The sequence below is a fragment of the Glutamicibacter protophormiae genome, assembly GCF_014647495.1.
GTDB classification, from domain to species: domain Bacteria; phylum Actinomycetota; class Actinomycetes; order Actinomycetales; family Micrococcaceae; genus Glutamicibacter; species Glutamicibacter protophormiae.
On sequence record NZ_BMPH01000010.1, the window covers coordinates 17,894 to 35,295 of the forward strand.

Annotated in this window: 16 protein-coding genes; 6 read left to right on the top strand and 10 right to left on the bottom strand. The window is 69.1% G+C overall.

Annotated elements, in window-relative coordinates; genetic code table 11:
* Positions 1 to 78: 78 nt before the first annotated feature.
* Together ychF and IEY43_RS12085 are read right to left on the bottom strand one after the other, a co-directional pair.
* The gene (gene ychF / locus IEY43_RS12080; protein WP_188948853.1) at positions 79 to 1,164 is read right to left on the bottom strand and encodes a redox-regulated ATPase YchF; all 1,086 of its coding nucleotides are present in this window, start codon (positions 1,162 to 1,164) and stop codon (positions 79 to 81) included.
* A 69-nt stretch (positions 1,165 to 1,233) separates the two neighbouring features.
* Entirely contained in the window at positions 1,234 to 2,331 is a 1,098-nt protein-coding gene (locus IEY43_RS12085) for a 4-hydroxy-3-methylbut-2-enyl diphosphate reductase (RefSeq protein ID WP_188948854.1), read from the bottom strand.
* A gap of 208 nt (positions 2,332 to 2,539) precedes the next feature.
* Here IEY43_RS12085 and xseA point away from each other — a divergent pair, with 208 nt between their 5' ends.
* Genes xseA through IEY43_RS12100 form a run of 3 tightly spaced genes read left to right on the top strand, consistent with a single transcriptional unit; the run spans position 2,540 to position 4,634 of the window.
* On the top strand, positions 2,540 to 3,814 hold the full coding sequence (gene xseA, locus IEY43_RS12090; protein WP_188948855.1) for an exodeoxyribonuclease VII large subunit: 1,275 nt from the start codon (positions 2,540 to 2,542) through the stop codon (positions 3,812 to 3,814).
* Between the two features lie 16 nt (positions 3,815 to 3,830).
* Positions 3,831 to 4,061, top strand: a complete 231-nt coding sequence (locus IEY43_RS12095; RefSeq protein WP_188948856.1) for an exodeoxyribonuclease VII small subunit — start codon at positions 3,831 to 3,833, stop codon at positions 4,059 to 4,061.
* A gap of 33 nt (positions 4,062 to 4,094) precedes the next feature.
* Positions 4,095 to 4,634 carry a MepB family protein gene (locus IEY43_RS12100; RefSeq protein ID WP_308425062.1) on the top strand — a complete coding sequence of 180 codons (540 nt, stop codon included), beginning with the start codon at positions 4,095 to 4,097 and terminating at the stop codon, positions 4,632 to 4,634.
* Positions 4,635 to 4,863: 229 nt separating this feature from the next.
* Here IEY43_RS12100 and IEY43_RS12105 read toward each other — a convergent pair whose 3' ends face one another.
* The 4 genes from IEY43_RS12105 to IEY43_RS12120 all read right to left on the bottom strand — a co-directional run bounded on the left by IEY43_RS12105 (position 4,864) and on the right by IEY43_RS12120 (position 8,664).
* Positions 4,864 to 5,727, bottom strand: a complete 864-nt coding sequence (locus tag IEY43_RS12105) for a PPK2 family polyphosphate kinase (RefSeq protein WP_188948857.1) — start codon at positions 5,725 to 5,727, stop codon at positions 4,864 to 4,866.
* A gap of 199 nt (positions 5,728 to 5,926) precedes the next feature.
* Complete coding sequence (locus tag IEY43_RS12110) at positions 5,927 to 7,147, bottom strand: pyridoxal phosphate-dependent aminotransferase (RefSeq protein WP_188948858.1); 1,221 nt, start codon at positions 7,145 to 7,147, stop codon at positions 5,927 to 5,929.
* Between the two features lie 89 nt (positions 7,148 to 7,236).
* The gene (locus IEY43_RS12115; RefSeq protein ID WP_188948859.1) at positions 7,237 to 8,151 is read right to left on the bottom strand and encodes a hypothetical protein; all 915 of its coding nucleotides are present in this window, start codon (positions 8,149 to 8,151) and stop codon (positions 7,237 to 7,239) included.
* A 33-nt stretch (positions 8,152 to 8,184) separates the two neighbouring features.
* A complete protein-coding gene (locus IEY43_RS12120; protein ID WP_188948860.1) occupies positions 8,185 to 8,664 on the bottom strand; it encodes an NUDIX hydrolase in 480 nt (159 codons plus the stop codon).
* A gap of 125 nt (positions 8,665 to 8,789) precedes the next feature.
* Here IEY43_RS12120 and IEY43_RS12125 point away from each other — a divergent pair, with 125 nt between their 5' ends.
* Positions 8,790 to 9,296, top strand: coding sequence for an Lrp/AsnC family transcriptional regulator (locus IEY43_RS12125; RefSeq protein ID WP_188948861.1), 507 nt, complete (start codon positions 8,790 to 8,792; stop codon positions 9,294 to 9,296).
* 120 nt (positions 9,297 to 9,416) lie between these two features.
* On the opposite strand, the gene IEY43_RS12130 is transcribed toward IEY43_RS12125, so the two are convergent.
* Positions 9,417 to 10,274 (bottom strand): hypothetical protein, encoded by an 858-nt coding sequence (locus IEY43_RS12130; protein ID WP_188948862.1) that lies wholly within the window; start codon positions 10,272 to 10,274, stop codon positions 9,417 to 9,419.
* 183 nt (positions 10,275 to 10,457) lie between these two features.
* Positions 10,458 to 11,075 carry a GNAT family N-acetyltransferase gene (locus IEY43_RS12135; RefSeq protein ID WP_188948863.1) on the bottom strand — a complete coding sequence of 206 codons (618 nt, stop codon included), beginning with the start codon at positions 11,073 to 11,075 and terminating at the stop codon, positions 10,458 to 10,460.
* Between the two features lie 93 nt (positions 11,076 to 11,168).
* Between IEY43_RS12135 and IEY43_RS12140 the strand changes: the two genes are divergently transcribed.
* Together IEY43_RS12140 and IEY43_RS12145 are read left to right on the top strand one after the other, a co-directional pair.
* Positions 11,169 to 11,825: a 5-formyltetrahydrofolate cyclo-ligase gene (locus tag IEY43_RS12140; protein ID WP_188948864.1), complete on the top strand. Its 657-nt coding sequence runs from the start codon at positions 11,169 to 11,171 to the stop codon at positions 11,823 to 11,825.
* A gap of 76 nt (positions 11,826 to 11,901) precedes the next feature.
* Positions 11,902 to 12,597: an RcpC/CpaB family pilus assembly protein gene (locus IEY43_RS12145; RefSeq protein WP_188948865.1), complete on the top strand. Its 696-nt coding sequence runs from the start codon at positions 11,902 to 11,904 to the stop codon at positions 12,595 to 12,597.
* 102 nt (positions 12,598 to 12,699) lie between these two features.
* Here the strand turns inward: IEY43_RS12145 and IEY43_RS12150 are convergent, their stop codons facing one another.
* Together IEY43_RS12150 and IEY43_RS12155 are read right to left on the bottom strand one after the other, a co-directional pair.
* Complete coding sequence (locus IEY43_RS12150) at positions 12,700 to 13,023, bottom strand: hypothetical protein (RefSeq protein ID WP_188948866.1); 324 nt, start codon at positions 13,021 to 13,023, stop codon at positions 12,700 to 12,702.
* A complete protein-coding gene (locus IEY43_RS12155; RefSeq protein WP_188948867.1) occupies positions 13,024 to 17,295 on the bottom strand; it encodes a DNA helicase in 4,272 nt (1,423 codons plus the stop codon).
* Between the last annotated feature and the right edge of the window lie 107 nt (positions 17,296 to 17,402).

Here is a 17,402-nt window from a genome sequence, read left to right on the forward strand (position 1 = left end):
TGTGGCGATGAATCATGTTCAAGATGCAAAAACGCCCCCGGTTTCAAAAGAAACCGGGGGCGCAAAAGCACCTCAGGATTAAACGTTGAAGCGGAACTCCACGACGTCGCCGTCCTGCATGATGTAGTCCTTGCCTTCGATGCGCGCCTTGCCGGCGGACTTCGCATTGGCTACCGAACCGGCGGTGACCAGGTCGTCGAATCCGATGACCTCGGCCTTGATGAAGCCGCGCTGGAAGTCGGTGTGGATCACGCCGGCCGCCTCAGGAGCGGTGGCACCCTTGCGGACGGTCCACGCGCGGGTTTCCTTCGGACCGGCGGTCAGGTAGGTCTGCAGGCCAAGGGTGTCGAAGCCGACGCGGGCCAACTTGCCCAGGCCGGACTCGACGATGCCTGCGTCTTCCATCATCTCTTCGGCTTCGTCCTCTTCCAGTTCGGCCAGCTCGGCCTCGAACTGGGCGTCCAGGAAGATCGCCTCGGCCGGAGCCACGAGCGCGGAGAGCTTCTCCTGCATCTCGGTGTCGGCCAAGCCTGCCTCATCGGTGTTGAACACGTAGATGAACGGCTTGGTGGTCATCAGCTGCATCGGCGCGAGCTCAACGAGGTCCACGCCGTCGGTCTTGCTTGCCGAGTAGAGGGTGCGGCCGTCTTCGAGGATCTTCTGCGCGGCCAGCACGGCGTCCAGGAAGGACTTCTCGATCTTCTTGGTGCGCAGCTCCTTCTCCAGGCGCGGCAGCTGGTTCTCGATGGTCTGCAGGTCGGCCAGGATCAGCTCGGTGGCGATGGTCTCGATGTCCGAGGCCGGGTCGACCTTGCCGTTCACGTGGATCACGTCGTCGTTGACGAACGCGCGGGTGACCTGGCAGATCGCGTCGGCCTCGCGGATGGTGGCGAGGAACTTGTTGCCCAGGCCTTCACCCTCCGAAGCGCCCTTCACGATGCCGGCGATGTCCACGAAGGACACCGTGGCCGGCAGGATGCGCTCGGAGTTGAAGATCCCGGAGAGGACCTTCAGGCGCGAGTCCGGCAGCGGCACGACACCTACGTTGGGTTCGATGGTCGCGAACGGGTAGTTGGCTGCCAGCACCTGGGCACGGGTCAGCGCGTTGAACATGGTGGACTTGCCGACGTTGGGCAGTCCGACGATTCCGATAGTAAGAGCCACGGGAGGAAATTCTACCTTTTACTAGTATTGTGCGCCCAGTTCTGTGCGGACGCGTGAAATATGTTGGGCCTAGCGGGATGCGGGGCGCGGGCCGCGTCCGCCCAGGGCGCGCTCCTCATCGCCGGATTCCTTCAGCTTGCTGCGGATCTCCTTGGGCAGCGAGAAGATGATGTCCTCTTCCGCGGTGGTGACCTCGGCGACGTCGTTGAAGCCGTACTCGGCCAGCAGCGCGACGACCTCGCGCACCAGCACCTCGGGCACCGAGGCGCCGGAGGTCACGCCCACGGTGGAGACGCCTTCGAACCAGGTCTCGTCGACCTCGTTGGCGAAGTCCACGCGGTAGGCTGCCTTGGCGCCGTGGTCCAGCGCGACCTCGACCAGGCGCACCGAGTTCGAGGAGTTCGCCGACCCCACGACGATCACCAGGTCCGCCTGCGGGGCGATGTTCTTGATGGCCGCCTGGCGGTTGGTGGTCGCATAGCAGATGTCGTCGCTGGGCGGATCCTGCAGGTTCGGGAAGCGCTTGCGCAGACGTCGCACGATCTCCATGGTCTCGTCCACGCTCAGCGTGGTCTGCGAGAGCCAGATCAGCTTGTCCGGGTTCTTCACCTGGACGGTGTCAGCCTCTTCCGGGTTGTTCACGATGGTGGTGACCTCGGGGGCCTCGCCGTAGGTGCCTTCGACCTCCTCATGGCCTTCGTGGCCGATGAGCAGGATCTCGTAGTCGTTCTTGGCGAAGCGCACGGCCTCGCGGTGCACCTTGGTCACCAGCGGGCAGGTCGCGTCGATGGTCTGCAGGCCGCGGTCCGCGGCGGACTGCACCACGGCCGGGGAGACGCCGTGGGCGGAGAACACCACCAGGGCGCCCTCGGGCACTTCCTCGTTTTCCTCCACGAAGATCGCCCCGCGGGACTCCAGCTCGGAGACCACGTGGATGTTGTGCACGATCTGCTTGCGCACGTAGACCGGCGGGCCGTAGTGCTCCAGCGCCTTCTCCACCGCCACCACCGCGCGGTCCACGCCGGCGCAGTAGCCGCGCGGAGCGGCCAGCAGCACCTTGCGTTCGGTCACCAGCGGGGAAGCCGCCAGGATCTCCTGCACAGGGCGGCGGGTGCGCGGAATACGGGGAACCGGCAGGGATACCGGGACAGAAGTGGAAGTAGCCATACCCCTAGTCTACGAAGTGGGCGCAAGTTAGCGCATGCTCATATGAGCCGAACCACCCCGACTGGCCTGTGAGTTCCGCCTCTGCCGGTGATTTGGCGGTCCGTGCGCGGCCGTCGGCCGGGGCAAATCCGCGCAGATGTCGCACCGGTGGTGTAGCGTCGATTGCGCGCCACAGGTGCGCAAGAACAGCCAAAGGAGCCGTGAGCAGATGCAGTCACCGCCGTCAGCCGGCGCGCCGACCGGCGTGCCCGCCACCGCTGCGCAGACGAGCCCGGAGAACCCCTGGCCGCTGCGGGTGCTGTCGGAAAAGCTGAAGATCCACATCGAGAACTCCCCCTACACCTGGGTGGAGGGACAGCTGCTGGAGGCGAACGTGCGCAACGGCCACGCCTACCTGACGCTGCGCGACGTCGACGTGGACAACTCGTTCTCCGTAACCATCTGGTCCTCGGTCATGCGCCAGCTGGAAACCACCCCCACCGTGGGCTCGCGCGTGGTCGCCCGGGTCAAGCCCAGCTTCTACGCCAAGACGGGCCGGCTGTCGCTGAACGCCACCAACCTGCGCCCCGTGGGCCTGGGCGAACTGCTGCTGCGCCTGGAACGGCTGCGCCAGGCGCTTGGCGCCGAAGGCCTGTTCGACCCCTCGCGCAAGCGCCGGCTGCCGGTGCTGCCCGGACGCATCGGGCTGATCACCGGGCGCGACTCGGACGCGGAGAAGGACGTGGTGCGCAACGCGACGCTGCGCTGGCCCGCCGTGCAGTTCTCCATCATCAACACCGCCGTGCAGGGGGTGGACGCGGTCCCGCAGGTCATCGCCGCGTTGCAGAAGCTGGATGCGGACCCTCAGGTCGAGGTCATCGTGATCGCCCGCGGCGGCGGCGCACTGGAGGACCTGCTGCCGTTCTCCAACGAGGACCTGGTTCGCGCCGTGGCCGCGGCGACCACGCCAGTGGTCTCCGCCATCGGCCACGAGGCCGACCGCCCGATCCTCGACGACGTCGCCGACCTGCGCGCCTCCACCCCCACCGACGCGGCCAAGCGCATCGTGCCGGACCTGAATGAGGAGTTCGCCGGGCTGGATGCCGCCCGCCAACGCCTGCAACGGTCCATCGACACCATGCTGCAGCGCGAGAAGCTGCTGGTCTCCTCGCTGCGTGCCCGCCCGGTGCTGGCCAACCCGCAGGTCATGGTGGATTCCCGGACCGAGGATCTGCAGCGCTGGGTGCAGCGTTCCACCGCGCTGATGGGCCACCGCGTGCAGCGCGCCCAGGACGAAGTCACCCACCTGCGCGCCCAGGTGCGCGCGCTGTCGCCCCAGCAGACCCTTGACCGGGGCTACTCGGTCACCCAACGGGCCGACGGCAGCGTGCTGCGCGACGCCGCCACCGCCAACCCGCAGGACCTGCTGCGCATCAGGGTCGCCGCAGGCCAGCTCACCGCCACCGTCCAGGACATCTTCCCCGCTGCCCCGGCAGCCAACTAGTTTGGAGCACCGACCCATGAATGAACAGATTCCGGCCGAGATCGCCGCGCTGTCCTACGAGCAGGCCCGCGACGAGCTGGTTGCCGTCGTCAACCAGCTGGAGACCGGCGGCGCGCCGCTGGAAGCTTCGCTGGCCCTGTGGGAGCGCGGCGAAGCGCTGGCCGCCCACTGCGAGAACTGGCTCAACGGCGTCTCGCAGCGCCTTGAAGCAGCCCGTGCCCGCCACCTGGAGAACTCCGAGGACTAATCCTGCAGCCAGGTCGGAACCAAGGGATTCCTGGTGCTGCACGACATGGAGCACTCCGGCTGCCTGGCGATGCCGGCTTCCGGGGGCGCGTCTCCGTTACCGATCAGCAGCGCCGGCCTTGCACTGGGGTACCTTGGGTGGGTGCAGTTCAAAATGTTTGAGGCCTATGCAGCCTCTTTGGCGGAGCCCGTTGCCGTGACCCCCGAAGCGCAGAACAGCGACTACGAGTCCGGCCTCGCCCAGATCGACGGCGAAACATGGCATATTCGTACGGCACGCAATACCCCGACGAAGCCTGGCGCTTTCGTGGCATTCTGGCGCCGGGGAATCGACGGAACGACCATACCGTTCAGCGATGAGGATACCGCCGCAGGCCTGCTCGTCTTCGTGGAGCAGCAGGGCCGACGTGGTGTCTTTCGTTTTGCCGGCGCGCATCTGGCCGAGCTGGGAATCACCTCCGGCAGAAGGCCCGGCAAACGCGGGTTCCGGGTCTACCCCAGCTGGTGCAAGGACTTGAATACCCAGGCAACAGCCGCACAACGGGCTCAATCACCCGCATTCGAAGAATTCTGAATTGGCCGACCCAGCTGACCGGCTCAGGGCTTCAGCGATCCCCAAGCAGAACCGTAGTTGCCGACGAACCCGACTGTCCGCATCGCTTCCTTCCTCCGCGGTCCCTAGTCAGGCCATCGCCCACATCGGTTCAAAACTGGACATCCATCCGTCCGCGCCAGACAGGAAATCTCCCCTTGGCTGCGCAACGCGGAGGAAGCGGACTCCGGGGACACCATAAGAAGCTCGACTAGCGTGTCGCGTCAAGCCGGGCCTTTTCCGCGGCAACGTCGAACTTCGCCGGCGGCCACTGCGGATCGATGTGCCGCAACGCCTGCAGCAGCAGCTCGGCGACGCACAGCCGGGCGCGCCACTTCTGGTCCGCCGGGATGACGAACCACGGGGCCGCGGCGCTGTCGGTGCGGTTGATCGCGACCTGGTAGGCCTGCTGGTAGTCGTCCCAGCGCAGCCGGTCCTCCACGTCGCTGGCCGCGTACTTCCAGAACTTGTCCGGACGTTCGAGCCGCTCGGAGAGGCGCTGATACTGTTCGTCGCGGCTGATGTGCAGCATCACCTTGATCGGGTGGATGTGCAGCTCCCCCAGCCGCTTCTCGAATGCGGTGATCTTCGCGTAGCGCTTCTCCACCTGCTCGGCGGTGCTCAGCCGCTGCACCCGGTGGATCAGCACGTCCTCGTAGTGCGAACGGTCGAAGACGCCGATGATGCCGCGCCGCGGCAGCCGCTTTTCGACACGCCACAGGAAGTCGTGCGCCAGTTCCTCCGGGGTCGGAGCCTTGAACGCGTAGTGGTCAACACCCTGCGGGTCCAGCAGGCCCACCACGTGGCGCACGATTCCGCCCTTGCCGGAGGTGTCCATGCCCTGCAGGATCAGCAGCACCGAGTCCTCGGCCTCCTGCTGCAGCGCGGAGGCGAAGAGCCGTTCCTGCAGCGAGGACAGCTCCTCGCCCAGCTCCTTCATCCGCAGAGCGGCTTCCTTCTTGTCCTGCGGCGCATCCGCCGGCCACCAGTCCGGGTCTCCCGTCGCGCGCTGGGACAGATCCAGGCCGGGCTCGGCGCGCAGCGCGCTGATCAGGTTTTCCGGGTAGGCGGTCATCGTTTCTCCCTTGTCCCGCACGTATTTGGTGCCAGCCTACCGGCTTCGAGCCATGGCGCAGTAGTCCGTGCGGACACATTCGGTCGCGTAATGATGTTCAATCCCCGCCCTGCTGCGCTCAAGACTGTGCAACGAGAAACACCACCCCGCTGGGCTGGATTCCAACTCGACGGGGTGGTGCTCAAAGGTACTGCAGGAGCTAGGCGCGGGCGCGCCAGTCCTCAAGGAAGGTGCCGATGCGGCCGACCGCGTCGGTCAGGTCGCGCACGTTGGGCAGCGTGACCAGGCGGAAGTGGTCCGGGCGCACCCAGTTGAACGCGGTGCCCTGGGAGATCAGGATCTTCTGCGCCTTGAGCAGCTCCAGGGCGAACTTCTCGTCGTCGTGGATCGGGTAGACCTCGGGATCCAGCTTCGGGAACATGTACAGCGCTCCCCTGGCCTTCTGCACGCTCACACCCGGGATGGCGGTGAGCAGGTTGTAGGCCGCGTCGCGCTGCTCCAGCAGGCGACCGCCGGGCAGGATCAGGTCGTTGATCGACTGGTAGCCCCCCAGCGCAGTCTGGATCGCATGCTGCGCCGGCACGTTGGCGCACAGGCGCATGTTGGTCAGCAGGTTGATGCCCTCGATGTAGTCCGCGGCCAGGTGGCGCGGGCCGGAGATGGCCATCCAGCCGGCGCGGAAGCCGCAGACCCGGTAGGCCTTGGACAGTCCGGAGAAGGTGATGACCAGCACGTCGTCGGCCAGGCCGGCGGTGTTGATGTGCTCGGCATCGTCGTACAGGATCTTCTCGTAGATCTCGTCGGAGAAGACGATCAGATCGTGCTTGCGGGCCAGCTCCAGGATCCCCTCCAGGGTCTCCTTGGGGTAGACCGCGCCGGTGGGGTTGTTCGGGTTGATGATCACGATGCCCTTGGTGCGGTCGGTGATCTTCGCTTCCATGTCCTCCAGGTCCGGAAGCCAGCCCTCTTCCTCCACGTTGAGGTAGTGCACCGGGGTGCCGCCGGCCAGCGAGACCGACGCGGTCCACAGCGGGTAGTCGGGAGCCGGGATCAGCACCTCGTCGCCGTTGTTCAGCAGCGCGTTCAGGCTCAGGGTGATCAGCTCGGAGACGCCGTTGCCCAGGTAGACGTCGTCCACGCCGATGGTCTGGATGCCGCGGGTCTGGTAGTACTGCGAGACCGCGGTGCGGGCGGAGAGGATGCCGCGCGAGTCGGAGTAGCCCTGGGCGTTGGGCAGGTTGCGAATCATGTCGACGAGCACCGCGTCGGGCGCCTCGAAGCCGAACGGCGCGGGATTGCCGATGTTCAGCTTCAGGATGCGGTGGCCCTCGGCCTCCATGCGGGTGGCGTGCTCCAGCAGCGGCCCGCGGATGTCGTAGAGGACGTTGTGCAGTTTCGTCGATTGTTTGAATTCGGCCATGGGTACACTTTCTCACGTCAGGCGCGCGCGGCGCGCCTTGTTACTCAACCGTTGCACTCGGCCGACGTCGTCGGCCGGGTGACGGGCTGCTAGTTGTCGATGATCCAGCGCCAGCGCTGCGCGGCGTCTTCCGGCGCCATCGCATCGGGGCCGGAGACCATCCTGTTCAGGCCGATCAGCGCCTGCTGGTTCATCTGGCGGGTCACCTGGTTCAGGCCGTCGGCAGCGTCCCGGTCCACCGCGTCGCCGGCCAGCGCCAGGTAGGGGGCGGCGTCGAACAGCTCCGAGCTGCCGTCGACCATGGAGAACCCCTCGTCGCCGATCACCGCGTCCTGCCGCTCCAGCACGACCACGCGGCCCACCGAGGCGCGCAGCTCATCGTGCAGCTTGGCGGCGTCGACGGTGCGGAACACCGGGTCGGCGCAACCGGCACCCGCCAGCGCGCTGTCCAGCCCGGCGGTCGACGCGGCGGAGACGAAGGCCAGTTCGCTGCAGGCGGTGGCCAGCGAGGCGACCGAGTCGATGGAGTATTCGATCGCCTCGGCGCCGGAAAGCACCATGACGGCGTCGGCATCGCCCTCGGACAGCGGCAGCGCGGTGAACCCGAGCTCGGCGTCGTTGACCAGTCCCACGAGCGCCTTGGCCTCGTCGCCGGACAGCCGCTGGTCCTCGCCGCGCGGGTCCAGGTCCGCCGGCAGCAGTCCGATGGCCGCCGGGGCGGTGTCGATCGCGATGTCCGCGGCGCCGTCGGCCACCTGGCGGTAGGGATCCTGCGAGGGCTTGGCGAAGCTGATGGTGTAGCCCAGCTTCTCCAGGGCGTCGCCGTAGACGTGCGACAGCGCCTGCCCGGTGGGATCCGCGGCAGGGGCGATGCGCAGCGCGACGTCCCGGCTGGGCTCGGTTCCAGCGTCCTGCGGCGGGTTCGTGCAGCCGGCCAGCGGCAGGGCCAGTACGCAGGCGGCCAGGGCCAGCGTGCGGGCGGGGGTGGTGTGTGGGAACTTCATGTCCCTACCGATTTTAGGCCAGCGCGGGGCGGATCAGTGGTTGCGCGCGCCGGGATCGGTCATCCGCAGCATCACATCCACCCTTTCGATCCTGTTCAGCTGGCGGATTTCCTCGCGGGTGAACCAGGCGGCCTGGCTGGTGGAGCCGTTCTGCTCGGCGCGCAGCTCCCCGCCGGCCAGCTGCGCGGTATAGGTGACAGCGACGGTCTGCATGGGATGGCCGCCTCCCGAGTAGCGTTTGGCGCCGGGGATGATGCCGGTGGTGACATCCAGCAGCGCCAGGTGGTCCACGTGGTAGCCGGTTTCCTCGAAGACCTCGCGCACCACCCCGTCCGAGGTCTGCTCGCCCAGATCGATGCCGCCGCCGGGCAGCGTCCAGCGCGGGATGAACTGCGGATCGCGGTGGCGCATGTCCCAGAGGGCCAGCAGCACCTTGCCCGCGTTCTCCACCAGCGCGTAGGCGGCCAGGCGGGTGTCGTACAGTTCTCCGGTCTGCTCGGATGCTCGTGTCATGAGACTAATATATCCGTCGGCGCCGGCCGTTCCGGGCAGCTGCGCCGCACCCCGGCGGCAGCACGGCACGCGCCTTGCGCATCGAAGCAGTGCTCGATTCAGCCCAAGTATGGTGAAATATTCTTATGTCATCGCAATCAGAGCAGACCTACGGTACCGATCTCGACGAAATTGATCGAATCATCATCGACGAGCTGGTCGCCAATGCGCGCATCTCCAATGCGACGCTGGCCCAGCGTGCGGGCATCGCCCCGTCGACGGCGCTGCTGCGCACCCGCTCGCTGGTGGAGCGCGGCATCCTGACCGGCTACCACGCCGAGGTGTCGCTGCGCAGCGTGGGACGCACCGTGCAGGCGCTGATCTCCGTGAAGCTTCGGGTCCACGACCGCGAGAAGATCGACACCTTCGTCGACCGCATCCCGCAGCTGCCCGAGGTGCTGTCCATGTTCCACGTCTCCGGCGGCACGGACTACCTGCTGCATATCGCGGTCAGCTCCACCGAAGCGCTGCGCGACTGGGTGCTGGACAACCTGGCCACCGACGAGTCCGTGGGGCATACCGAAACCACGCTGGTCTTCGCGCACCATCTGGGCCACCGCGGCCCGCTGCCTTCCGGGGAAAGCAGCCTCTAGGCACTGATGCCCGGGGGCCTTCAGGCTCCCGGGGCGCCGCCGTGGCGCAAACTCCCCCGCACGGCAAAAAACCTGCGCCCCCTGAAGGGGAACGCAGGTTTTTTCTGTTGACTGGCGGCGCTAGGCGCGGCGGCGCTGCATGACCGCATCCAGGTTCAGGCGGGCCTTGGCCGAAGCCGTCTTGTCCGGGGCCGGAGCCTCGGTGCGCGGCGCGGCGGTGTCCGCGCCGGAGGACTCGGCGGCAGATGGTGCGGCGGAGGCCGGCGGCTGGATCGCGGCGTCCTTCGCCGCAGGGGCCAGCTTGGCCGGAACACTGGCCACGGCGGCCTGGTCCTCGGCGGAGACTTCCGAGGCGATGCGCTTGGCATCCTCGGAGGCCTTGAGGCTGATCTGCTTGCTCGGACGCAGCGGCTCGGAGACCGGCAGCGGTTCCGGGGCCACGCGGGCGGCTATTTCGCGGTGGGTGGCCTCGCGCACCTGGACGTAGGTGGGGCGCGGCACGTTGGTCGGCTCCCAGGTGTCCGGCTGCTTCACGCCGCCGAAGCCATGCGCCACGCGCAGCGCCTCGGCGCGCAGCTCGTCGGCGGTGATCGCCGGGGCGCGGCGGGCGGAACCCGGACGGGCGTCGAAGACCTCGTCGTCGCCCTGCTTGCGGACCAGCACCGGGGCGGCGCCGTCCTGGATCGCAGGGGTCTGCATTGCGCGCTCGCGGGTGGCCTCCAAGGTGGCCAGCAGCTTGCGGTTGCGGTCGCGCACTGCAAGCATGCGCAGCGACGCGAAGGAGCCCAGCCCGGCCAGGAAGAAGATCCCGACCCAGCCGAAGGTCAGCGCGGTGAACGGTGCGAGAACCAGGCCGACGAGGGTGGCTACGACGGCCAGCAAACCCACCAGGGCGAGGGACAACCGGCCATAGCGCACGCGAATCCTGAATTCAGAGACAGCCTTCGCCTGCGAAGCGCTCTGTGACGTGCCGGCCATGTGGTTCCTCCATCACCGATAGGTTCGGTCAAATTCTGCGGGAAACCGGATACGGCTTCTCGACTCAACACTATGCAACCGATGAACCGGTCACCCGCACTTGCGCAGGCGTGTTGCAAAGTTTTCGTGCACGATGTGCCACCTCAGAAGCGCATTGACGGCTTCCGGCCGGATTTGGCGGCTTTATTCGTAGATGCGTTCGATCATCGGCGCCGCCAGCTCCTCGCGGTTCAGCGCGAAGGTGCGGTGGTCGCGCCACTGCCCGTCGATGTGCAGGTAGCCGCGGCGCAGCCCTTCGTCGCGGAACTTCAGCTTGTCCACCACCCGCAGGCTCGCCGTGTTCTCCGGGCGGATGTTGATTTCCAGCCGGTGCAGGCCCAGCGCACCGAAGCAGTGGTCGACGACCAGCGCGCAGGCCTCCGGCATCAGCCCGTACCCGGCATGGGACTGGTCGATCCAGTAGCCGATGGACGCGGTGCGCGCCGCGCCCCACTGCACCCCGCTGACCGAAACCTGCCCGATGATCGGCGGGTTCGCGCTGTGCAGCTGCGGCAGCGTGAGCACCCAGGCGTAGCCGGTGCCTTCCCGCGCGGCGGCGTGCTTCAGCCCGACCATGTCCCGGTAGGTCAGCACCTCGGGCGGACCCACGGGGTTGGTGGGGTCCCAGGGCTTGAGCCACTTCGCATTCGCGTAGCGCAGCGCGGACCACTCGGCGGCGTCGGACAGTTTCAGCTGGCGCAGCACCAAACGCTGCGAGACCAGATCCGGAACCGCGACCCTGCCGCGCCAAAAGCCTTTCATGGGTTTAATGGTATCCGCCGCGCGGCCCCGGACGCGGCCGCTGCGCGTCATACACGCCCCGGCGCGGGCGGCGCAGTGAGTACAGTGGGTGCCATGGATGCACAAAGCTCACCGTCCGCCGTGCCGGCCGATTCCGCCGCCGCGCGCTCCGGCGCCTTTGCCGAGTCGAAAAAGGCCCTGCGCACCGCCATCCGCACGGCGCGGCGTGCACTGCCGGACGAGGTCCGGGCGCAGCGCTCGGCGGCCATCTCCGAGGCGGTGCGCCGCTACCTTGCCGACCTCGCCCCGGTGGTGCGCACCGTGGCCGCCTACTGCTCCGCCCCGGACGAGCCGGACACCGAACCGCTGCTGGCCGCGCTGGCCGCCGACGGAATCCAGGTCTACGTGCCGGTGTGCGAACCGGAATACCAGCTGTCCTGGGTGCGCTGGGTCCCGGGCGTCGAGCTGGTGCGCAGCCCGCGCGCCCCGGTCATGGAGCCGGTGGGCCCGAGCAGGGGCCTGGAATTGTTCGACGAGGTCGCCACCTTGTTCATCCCGGCGCTGGCGATCGACGCCGACGGGCTGCGGCTGGGCCAGGGCGGCGGCTACTACGACCGCTTCCTGCCGCGGCTGGAGCAGTTCCCGGTGCAGGTGGCCGCGCTGGTGTACGACGAGGAGCTCGTGGCCTCCGGGACCTTCTCCGTCGCACCGCACGACATGCCCGTGGACCTGGTGATCACCCCCGGGGGGGCCCGCCACTTCCTGGACTAGCGCTTCCCCCGAGCGCTTTTCCCCAATCCGCCCGGCCGCGCGGCGCCACGCGCCGCCCCGGGTGTGCACTGGATGCATGAAGCACCCATCCGCGCGCCGCGCCCCGGCGATCCCCCGGCCCCGGGTCCGCCCGGTGCGCACCCGCAACGAGGCGCTGCGCCGCTACCGGCGCCCGCTGGCCGTCGCCTTCCTGCTGCTGGCCGCCGCGGCCGCCCTGAACGTGCTCTCCTCCGGGCAGCTGGCCCAGCGCGAAGTCGTGGTGGCGGCTACCGACCTGGCCGCCGGGGCCGTCATCTCCCCCGCCGACGTGCAGCTGCAGCGGATCCCGGCGGACCCGGAGGACCACCGGCTGCTGACGGACCCACAGGAACTGGTGGGCCAGCGGCTGGCCATCGCGGTCCCCGCGGGCACCGCCCTGCGCAGCTACCTGCTGGTCGGCCCGCAGCTGCTGGCAGGCAGCGCCCCGGGCACCGTCGCGGTCCCCCTCCGGCTGAGCGATCCGGCCGCCGTCGGCCTGCTGAATCCGGGACAGCTGGTGGACATCGTGCTCACCACCGGCGACGGGTTCGAGCAGCAGATCCGTTCGGAAACCATCGCCCGGGGCGTGGCGGTGCTGTGGGTTCCGGTGGCCGAGCGCGGCGAGTTCGGCATGCTCTCCGGAGGGCCGTCCCCCGGCGAGGGCATCATCGTGGTGGCCGCCGCGGCCAGCCTGTCCGACGACCTGGCCGGCGCGGTCTCCCGCGGCAAGGTCTCCGCGGTGCTGGTCAACTAGCCTGCCGCGCGCGGGCAGCGCAAAGCCCGCCGGTCCCCTGCGTGGTGCAGGCGGTCGACGGGCTGTTCTGCGCTGGGCTGCGCTGTGCTGGGCGGTGCTGGGCTAGCCCCAGTGCGGGGGTTTTTCGCGTTTCATCGCTTCGGCCAGGTCCTCGGCGGCGTCGCCCCACAACAGGGGGTCGTCGTCCTTGGCACGCAGGCCGGCCAGCGGATCCCGGGTCTGCTTCGCCGGGCGGGCCGCGTCCGCTATCGCGTCGGCCGGACGCGAGTTCGCGGCGGATTCATCCACCGAGGCGGAGTGCGGCACCGGGGCGTAGCGCCCGGTCAGCTGCACCCGGGCCTGCAGGTGCTGCGGCGGGGCGATGACCCGGGCGCGCTTTTTCCTGGGTGCCGGTTGCGGTGCAGCGCCGGGTTCTGGATCGGCCATCTACTTCGAGCGCTCCGTGTCCGCCGGCTGGGTGCTGGCCGGCACCGGCTTCGGGGTGGCGCCGTCGGCCTTGGCTGCGGGAGCCGCGTCCTTGGCCTGCGCGTTCTTCGAGCCTGCATCACCGGACCCGGCGTCCGCGGCCGCCGGGGCTTCGGCCCGCGGGGCTTGGGCCTGCGGCGTCCCGGCTGCGGCATCGGCAACAGCCCGGTCGGCCTTCGGCTGCTCGGCCGCCTCGGCCGCGGCCTCCGGCAGGGTCCCCTTGGCGGGCTCGGCGGTGACCTGGCTGGCGCGCACCGGCGGGGCCGCGGCCAGCGAGGCGCGCGACTGCCCGGCAGCGGCGGCCGGCGCGGACGCTGGCTTGAGCTGCAGGTAGCGGGCCAGCCGGTCGGTGACCGCGCCGGGATCGGTGAACACGTCGATGGTCCACAGCGGCACGTAGCGCCAGCCGTGGTTCTCGAAGAAGTCCGGGCGCAGGCGGCTGCGCTCGCGCACGGTCAGCCCGGCGTAGTGCTCGGTGCCGTCGTACACCACGGCCAGCGGGCGGATCTCCTGCCCGTCGACGTCGAAGGCGTGGGCGGCCAGGTCCAGCACGCCGCGGTAGTCCTCGGAGACGATCGCGCCGCGTTCGCGCAGGCGGCGGGCCAAATCGGAGACCAGCGCGTCGAAGCGCGGGTGCGCCCAGGTGGTGATGGACGAGTCCCCGGCCTGCACGCGGGTGAACAGGTCGAAGAACGCGCCGGCGCCGTGGTGCAGGCGGGAGGCTTCCAGTTCCTCGGGCTGCAGGCTGGAGACCAGGGTCAGCCGGGTGCGCGAGCGGGTGACCGCCGCGACGAACAGCTGCTCGCCGCCGGGGCGGGAGAGCTCGCCGAATTCGTGCAGGGTCTTGCCGTGCGGGGTGCGCCCGTAGCCCCAGGCGAAGATCACCGCGTCGCGGCGCAGGCCGATCAGCCGGTGCACGGTGGTGACCACGAACGGCTCGTGCTTGGCGCGCAGGTATTCCATCGCGTACTTGTGGTTCGGCAGCTGCACGCGGATGGCCTCCGCGATGGCCGCGGCGTGGCTGCGGTTGGTCGCGATGACTGCCAGCGACTCGCCGGGACGGGTGGAGAAGTGCTCGAAGACCAGGTCCACGATGCGCGCGACCTCCGCCGCGGTGGTCTGCACGCCGTCGTCGCTGCTGGCCAGGGCGCCGGTGGCGTCGGGCACGTACTGGGCGCTGAGCTGGCCCGAATGCGCGGCGGTGGCCATGGCCTGCGGCAGCCGGGAGATCGCCGAGTCGTAGTAGGTGGTGGACAGCTGCTGCACCAGGCCCTCGTCGATGCCGCGGTACACGGTGGACAGGGTGCCGGTGACCAGCACCTTGTTCAGCGCCGACAGCGCGGACACGCCGGCGTCGCGCGAGCCGATGCGGGCGGTGGGGTCCACGGAGACCTCGAAGGGCTTGGGGCCGCCGAGCATCTCGTCGCCGATCGCGATGACCTGGCGGGAGCGGCGCACCGCGTCGAGCACCTCGCGCAGGGTCAGGTAGTTGGCCTCCAGCAGGATGACGGCGTCGAATTCGGCGTCGTCGGGCAGCGCGGTGCCCAGCAGCAGCGGCGCGGAGACGAACACCGGGGTCAGCGAGTTGACCAGCGATTCACCCAGGTTCAGCACCTTGGCGATGGAGGCGGTGTTGTCCTTGAGCATTTCGCGCAGGGCGCGGGAGGCGGCGCGGTGGTCGGCCAGGGCGGCCTTCCAGTTGCGGGCCAGCCGCCAGCGGATGCGTTCGGGCCCGGCGGCGATGTGCGCGCCGTCGGCCAGCCGGTACTCGGCTTCCAGCTTCTCCAGCTTCGCGCCGTCGTTCATGGCCAGGAAGTCGTCGCCGGAGATCATCGCGTCCAGCACTGACTGCCACCAGGACAGCTCCAGCTCGGCGTCCACCGCGTCGGTGTCGATCTGGCGCTGCGCGAAATCCTCCAGCAGGTCGCCCAGCCCGGCTTCGGAGAGCTGTTCGGCGATCAGCGTGCGCTCGGGCAGCTCGGCGAGGTCTTCCTTGCGGTCCACCAGCGCGGCGATCAGATCCAGCAGCTGCGTGATCGGCATTTCGCGCAGGCTGCCGCCGGCGCGGGCCGGCAGCATCGAGGAGAGCTTGTCGATGCGCGCCCCGGCGTCGTGGTAGCCGGCTTCAACGTCCAGCAGCCCGCCGGGGACCTGCGGGTTGCGCTGGGAGGTGGCGTAGGCGCGCCAGGCGTCGCGCTGCACGGCGACGGCCTGCAGCGCGGACTGCAGATCCGGCACGTGCATGCCCGGGCGGACGTACTCCTTGGCGATCTTGCGCAGGCGGGAGCGGACCAGCGAGCCCATCTCCACGCCGTGCTCGCGACGCCACGCGCTGGTGGCGGTGGCGGCGATCAAATCGTCGATGTCGCCCTCGAAGATGTCGGATTCGAACTTGTCCAGCGAGCCGCGCACGGCGACCAGCAGGGCCAGCTGGTCTCCCCACTTGTCGTAGCTGTCGTCCAGCCGGATCTGGCTGCGTTCGGCGATCTTGAGCATGTGCTCGTGCAGGATCGGCAGGTCTCGGCCCAGGCCGCTGGCCAGGCTCAGCGCCTGCGCGGTGGCTTCCTGGTTGCGCAGCGGCGCGCCGTGCCACGGGCTGGTGGTGTGTTCGCGGGAGAACGCGCCGAGCTGGGCGGCGCGCTTGAGCTGCGCGGCGACGTGGCCGCGCTGGCCCATGGAGTCCAGCACCGAGCGCTTGAGGCGCACCGTGGTGGACGGCGCCGGGTTCAGCGCGGAGAGCCGGGCCAGCTCTTGCATCGCCTGGTACGGCGAGCAGCCCCAGCGGCTGCGCACCGAGTGCAGCGACTTCACGTGCTCGTGCAGCGCGTGGCGCGATTCGCGCAGGCGCTTGAACAGGTTGCCCAGCTGCGGTTCGGTGGCGCGTTCGTTGCGCAGGATGGCCCGGGTCAGCTGCTTGCGGACCGCGTCCGGGTCCTCGTTCGGCTCCAGCAGCAGACTGGCCGCGTCAAGCTTCGCGTTGAAGCGCTCGACGAATTCCTCCGCGGCGGTGCGCTGCTCGGCGATGACCAGCACGCGCTTGCCCTGGGCGGCCAGCACCGCGGCGGCATTCAGCGCGGTCTGCGTGGCGCCGGTGCCGGCGGCGGCGTTGATCGCCACGGATTCGCCGGCGGCGATGTATTCGAGCATGCGGGACTGCGACTCGTCGGCGTCCAGCAGGTAGAGCTCGTCCTCGGGGTCGCGCTCGTCCGAGGACTTGGCCAAGGTGGAGTCCCCGGTGTGGACCTTGCGGTTGGCGCCGGGCGCAGGCTGGCCGCCGCGCACCACGGGCTCGTGCGGGCGGCGTGGACGGGCCGAATCCTTGATCAGGTTCTTGACCCGGCGCAGGCGCGATCCGGTGTCCCCCGGCTCCTCGGACTTGGCGCCGGCCTTCGCATCCTCCTTGGCCGCATCCGTTGCCGCTTCGTCGGCAGCGGAGGCGTCGGCGTTCTTTGCGGCGACCAGGTTGGCCAGCGCGGTGGAACCCTTGGTGGCTTCGGCGACCCTGGCGGCGCGCTCGGCCAGCTTCTCGTTGTCGGCCTGCCGGATCAGGGCCTCGATCACCGGGTGCGGGCCGTTGAGCTTGGCCGGGTCGGCCGGGTCGATGAGGTCGGAGAAGGTGGACAGCAGCAGGCGGTGGCCCACAACGACGCCGGGCACCTCGGAGACCAGGTGGCGCAGGGCGTCCATGCCGCGTACCGGGTCGAAGCGGGCAATGGAATAGGCGGCGGCGTCCACCGCGGCGACGTCGATCTTCGCGTGGTGATCGGCCTCGAACTGGCGCACGAACGCCGGGGAGATGGTGGCTCGTCCGACCAGCTGGACGTCGTAGTCGTCGGTGTCCACGTGCTTGGACAGGGTGATGCGCCCGAGCATGATCGGGGCGGAGACCGGTTCGCTCTTGCCCTCGTGCACGGCGCGCCAGTTGGCGACGCCGGCGGCCAGGTAGCCCACGTCGATGCCGCGCTCGTCCCACAGCTCGCTGATCTTGGAGGACAGGGCGCGGGCGGTGCGCTTGGCGGCTGCGTACTGCTCCGCGTCGTGCAGCAGGGTGGACAGGCGGGTGCGTCGACCGGCCAGGAACTGGGCCAGTCCCGAGGGGTTGGCGTGCGTGATGTCGATGCTGTTGGACGTCGACGGGGCGAACCTCAAAGTGGTGTCGGCCCCGGCGCTTTGCCCCAGGGATTTCACCCAGTCGGCTACCCGATCCGCAGCAGCATTCTGAGCACTGGTCACGACAGTTATTCCCTTCACTGAACCGGCCTTGCAGCGGCGCGCGCTCACGCGCTACACCTCTATCTAACGTAGTGCACGCGCGGGGCAGAACACCGGCGCGAAACACG

What these genes read in the sequence shown, in the direction of transcription:
- IEY43_RS12150 (WP_188948866.1), bottom strand. Translation starts at nt 13,023, where the DNA reads ATGGCCGATCCAGAACCCGGCGCTGCACCGCAACCGGCACCCAGGAAA.
- IEY43_RS12135 (WP_188948863.1), bottom strand. Translation starts at nt 11,075, where the DNA reads ATGAAAGGCTTTTGGCGCGGCAGGGTCGCGGTTCCGGATCTGGTCTCG.
- IEY43_RS12095 (WP_188948856.1), top strand. Translation starts at nt 3,831, where the DNA reads ATGAATGAACAGATTCCGGCCGAGATCGCCGCGCTGTCCTACGAGCAG.
- xseA (WP_188948855.1), top strand. Translation starts at nt 2,540, where the DNA reads ATGCAGTCACCGCCGTCAGCCGGCGCGCCGACCGGCGTGCCCGCCACC.
- IEY43_RS12105 (WP_188948857.1), bottom strand. Translation starts at nt 5,727, where the DNA reads ATGACCGCCTACCCGGAAAACCTGATCAGCGCGCTGCGCGCCGAGCCC.
- IEY43_RS12085 (WP_188948854.1), bottom strand. Translation starts at nt 2,331, where the DNA reads ATGGCTACTTCCACTTCTGTCCCGGTATCCCTGCCGGTTCCCCGTATT.
- IEY43_RS12110 (WP_188948858.1), bottom strand. Translation starts at nt 7,147, where the DNA reads ATGGCCGAATTCAAACAATCGACGAAACTGCACAACGTCCTCTACGAC.
- IEY43_RS12115 (WP_188948859.1), bottom strand. Translation starts at nt 8,151, where the DNA reads ATGAAGTTCCCACACACCACCCCCGCCCGCACGCTGGCCCTGGCCGCC.
- IEY43_RS12125 (WP_188948861.1), top strand. Translation starts at nt 8,790, where the DNA reads ATGTCATCGCAATCAGAGCAGACCTACGGTACCGATCTCGACGAAATT.
- IEY43_RS12130 (WP_188948862.1), bottom strand. Translation starts at nt 10,274, where the DNA reads ATGGCCGGCACGTCACAGAGCGCTTCGCAGGCGAAGGCTGTCTCTGAA.
- IEY43_RS12120 (WP_188948860.1), bottom strand. Translation starts at nt 8,664, where the DNA reads ATGACACGAGCATCCGAGCAGACCGGAGAACTGTACGACACCCGCCTG.
- IEY43_RS12145 (WP_188948865.1), top strand. Translation starts at nt 11,902, where the DNA reads ATGAAGCACCCATCCGCGCGCCGCGCCCCGGCGATCCCCCGGCCCCGG.
- IEY43_RS12140 (WP_188948864.1), top strand. Translation starts at nt 11,169, where the DNA reads ATGGATGCACAAAGCTCACCGTCCGCCGTGCCGGCCGATTCCGCCGCC.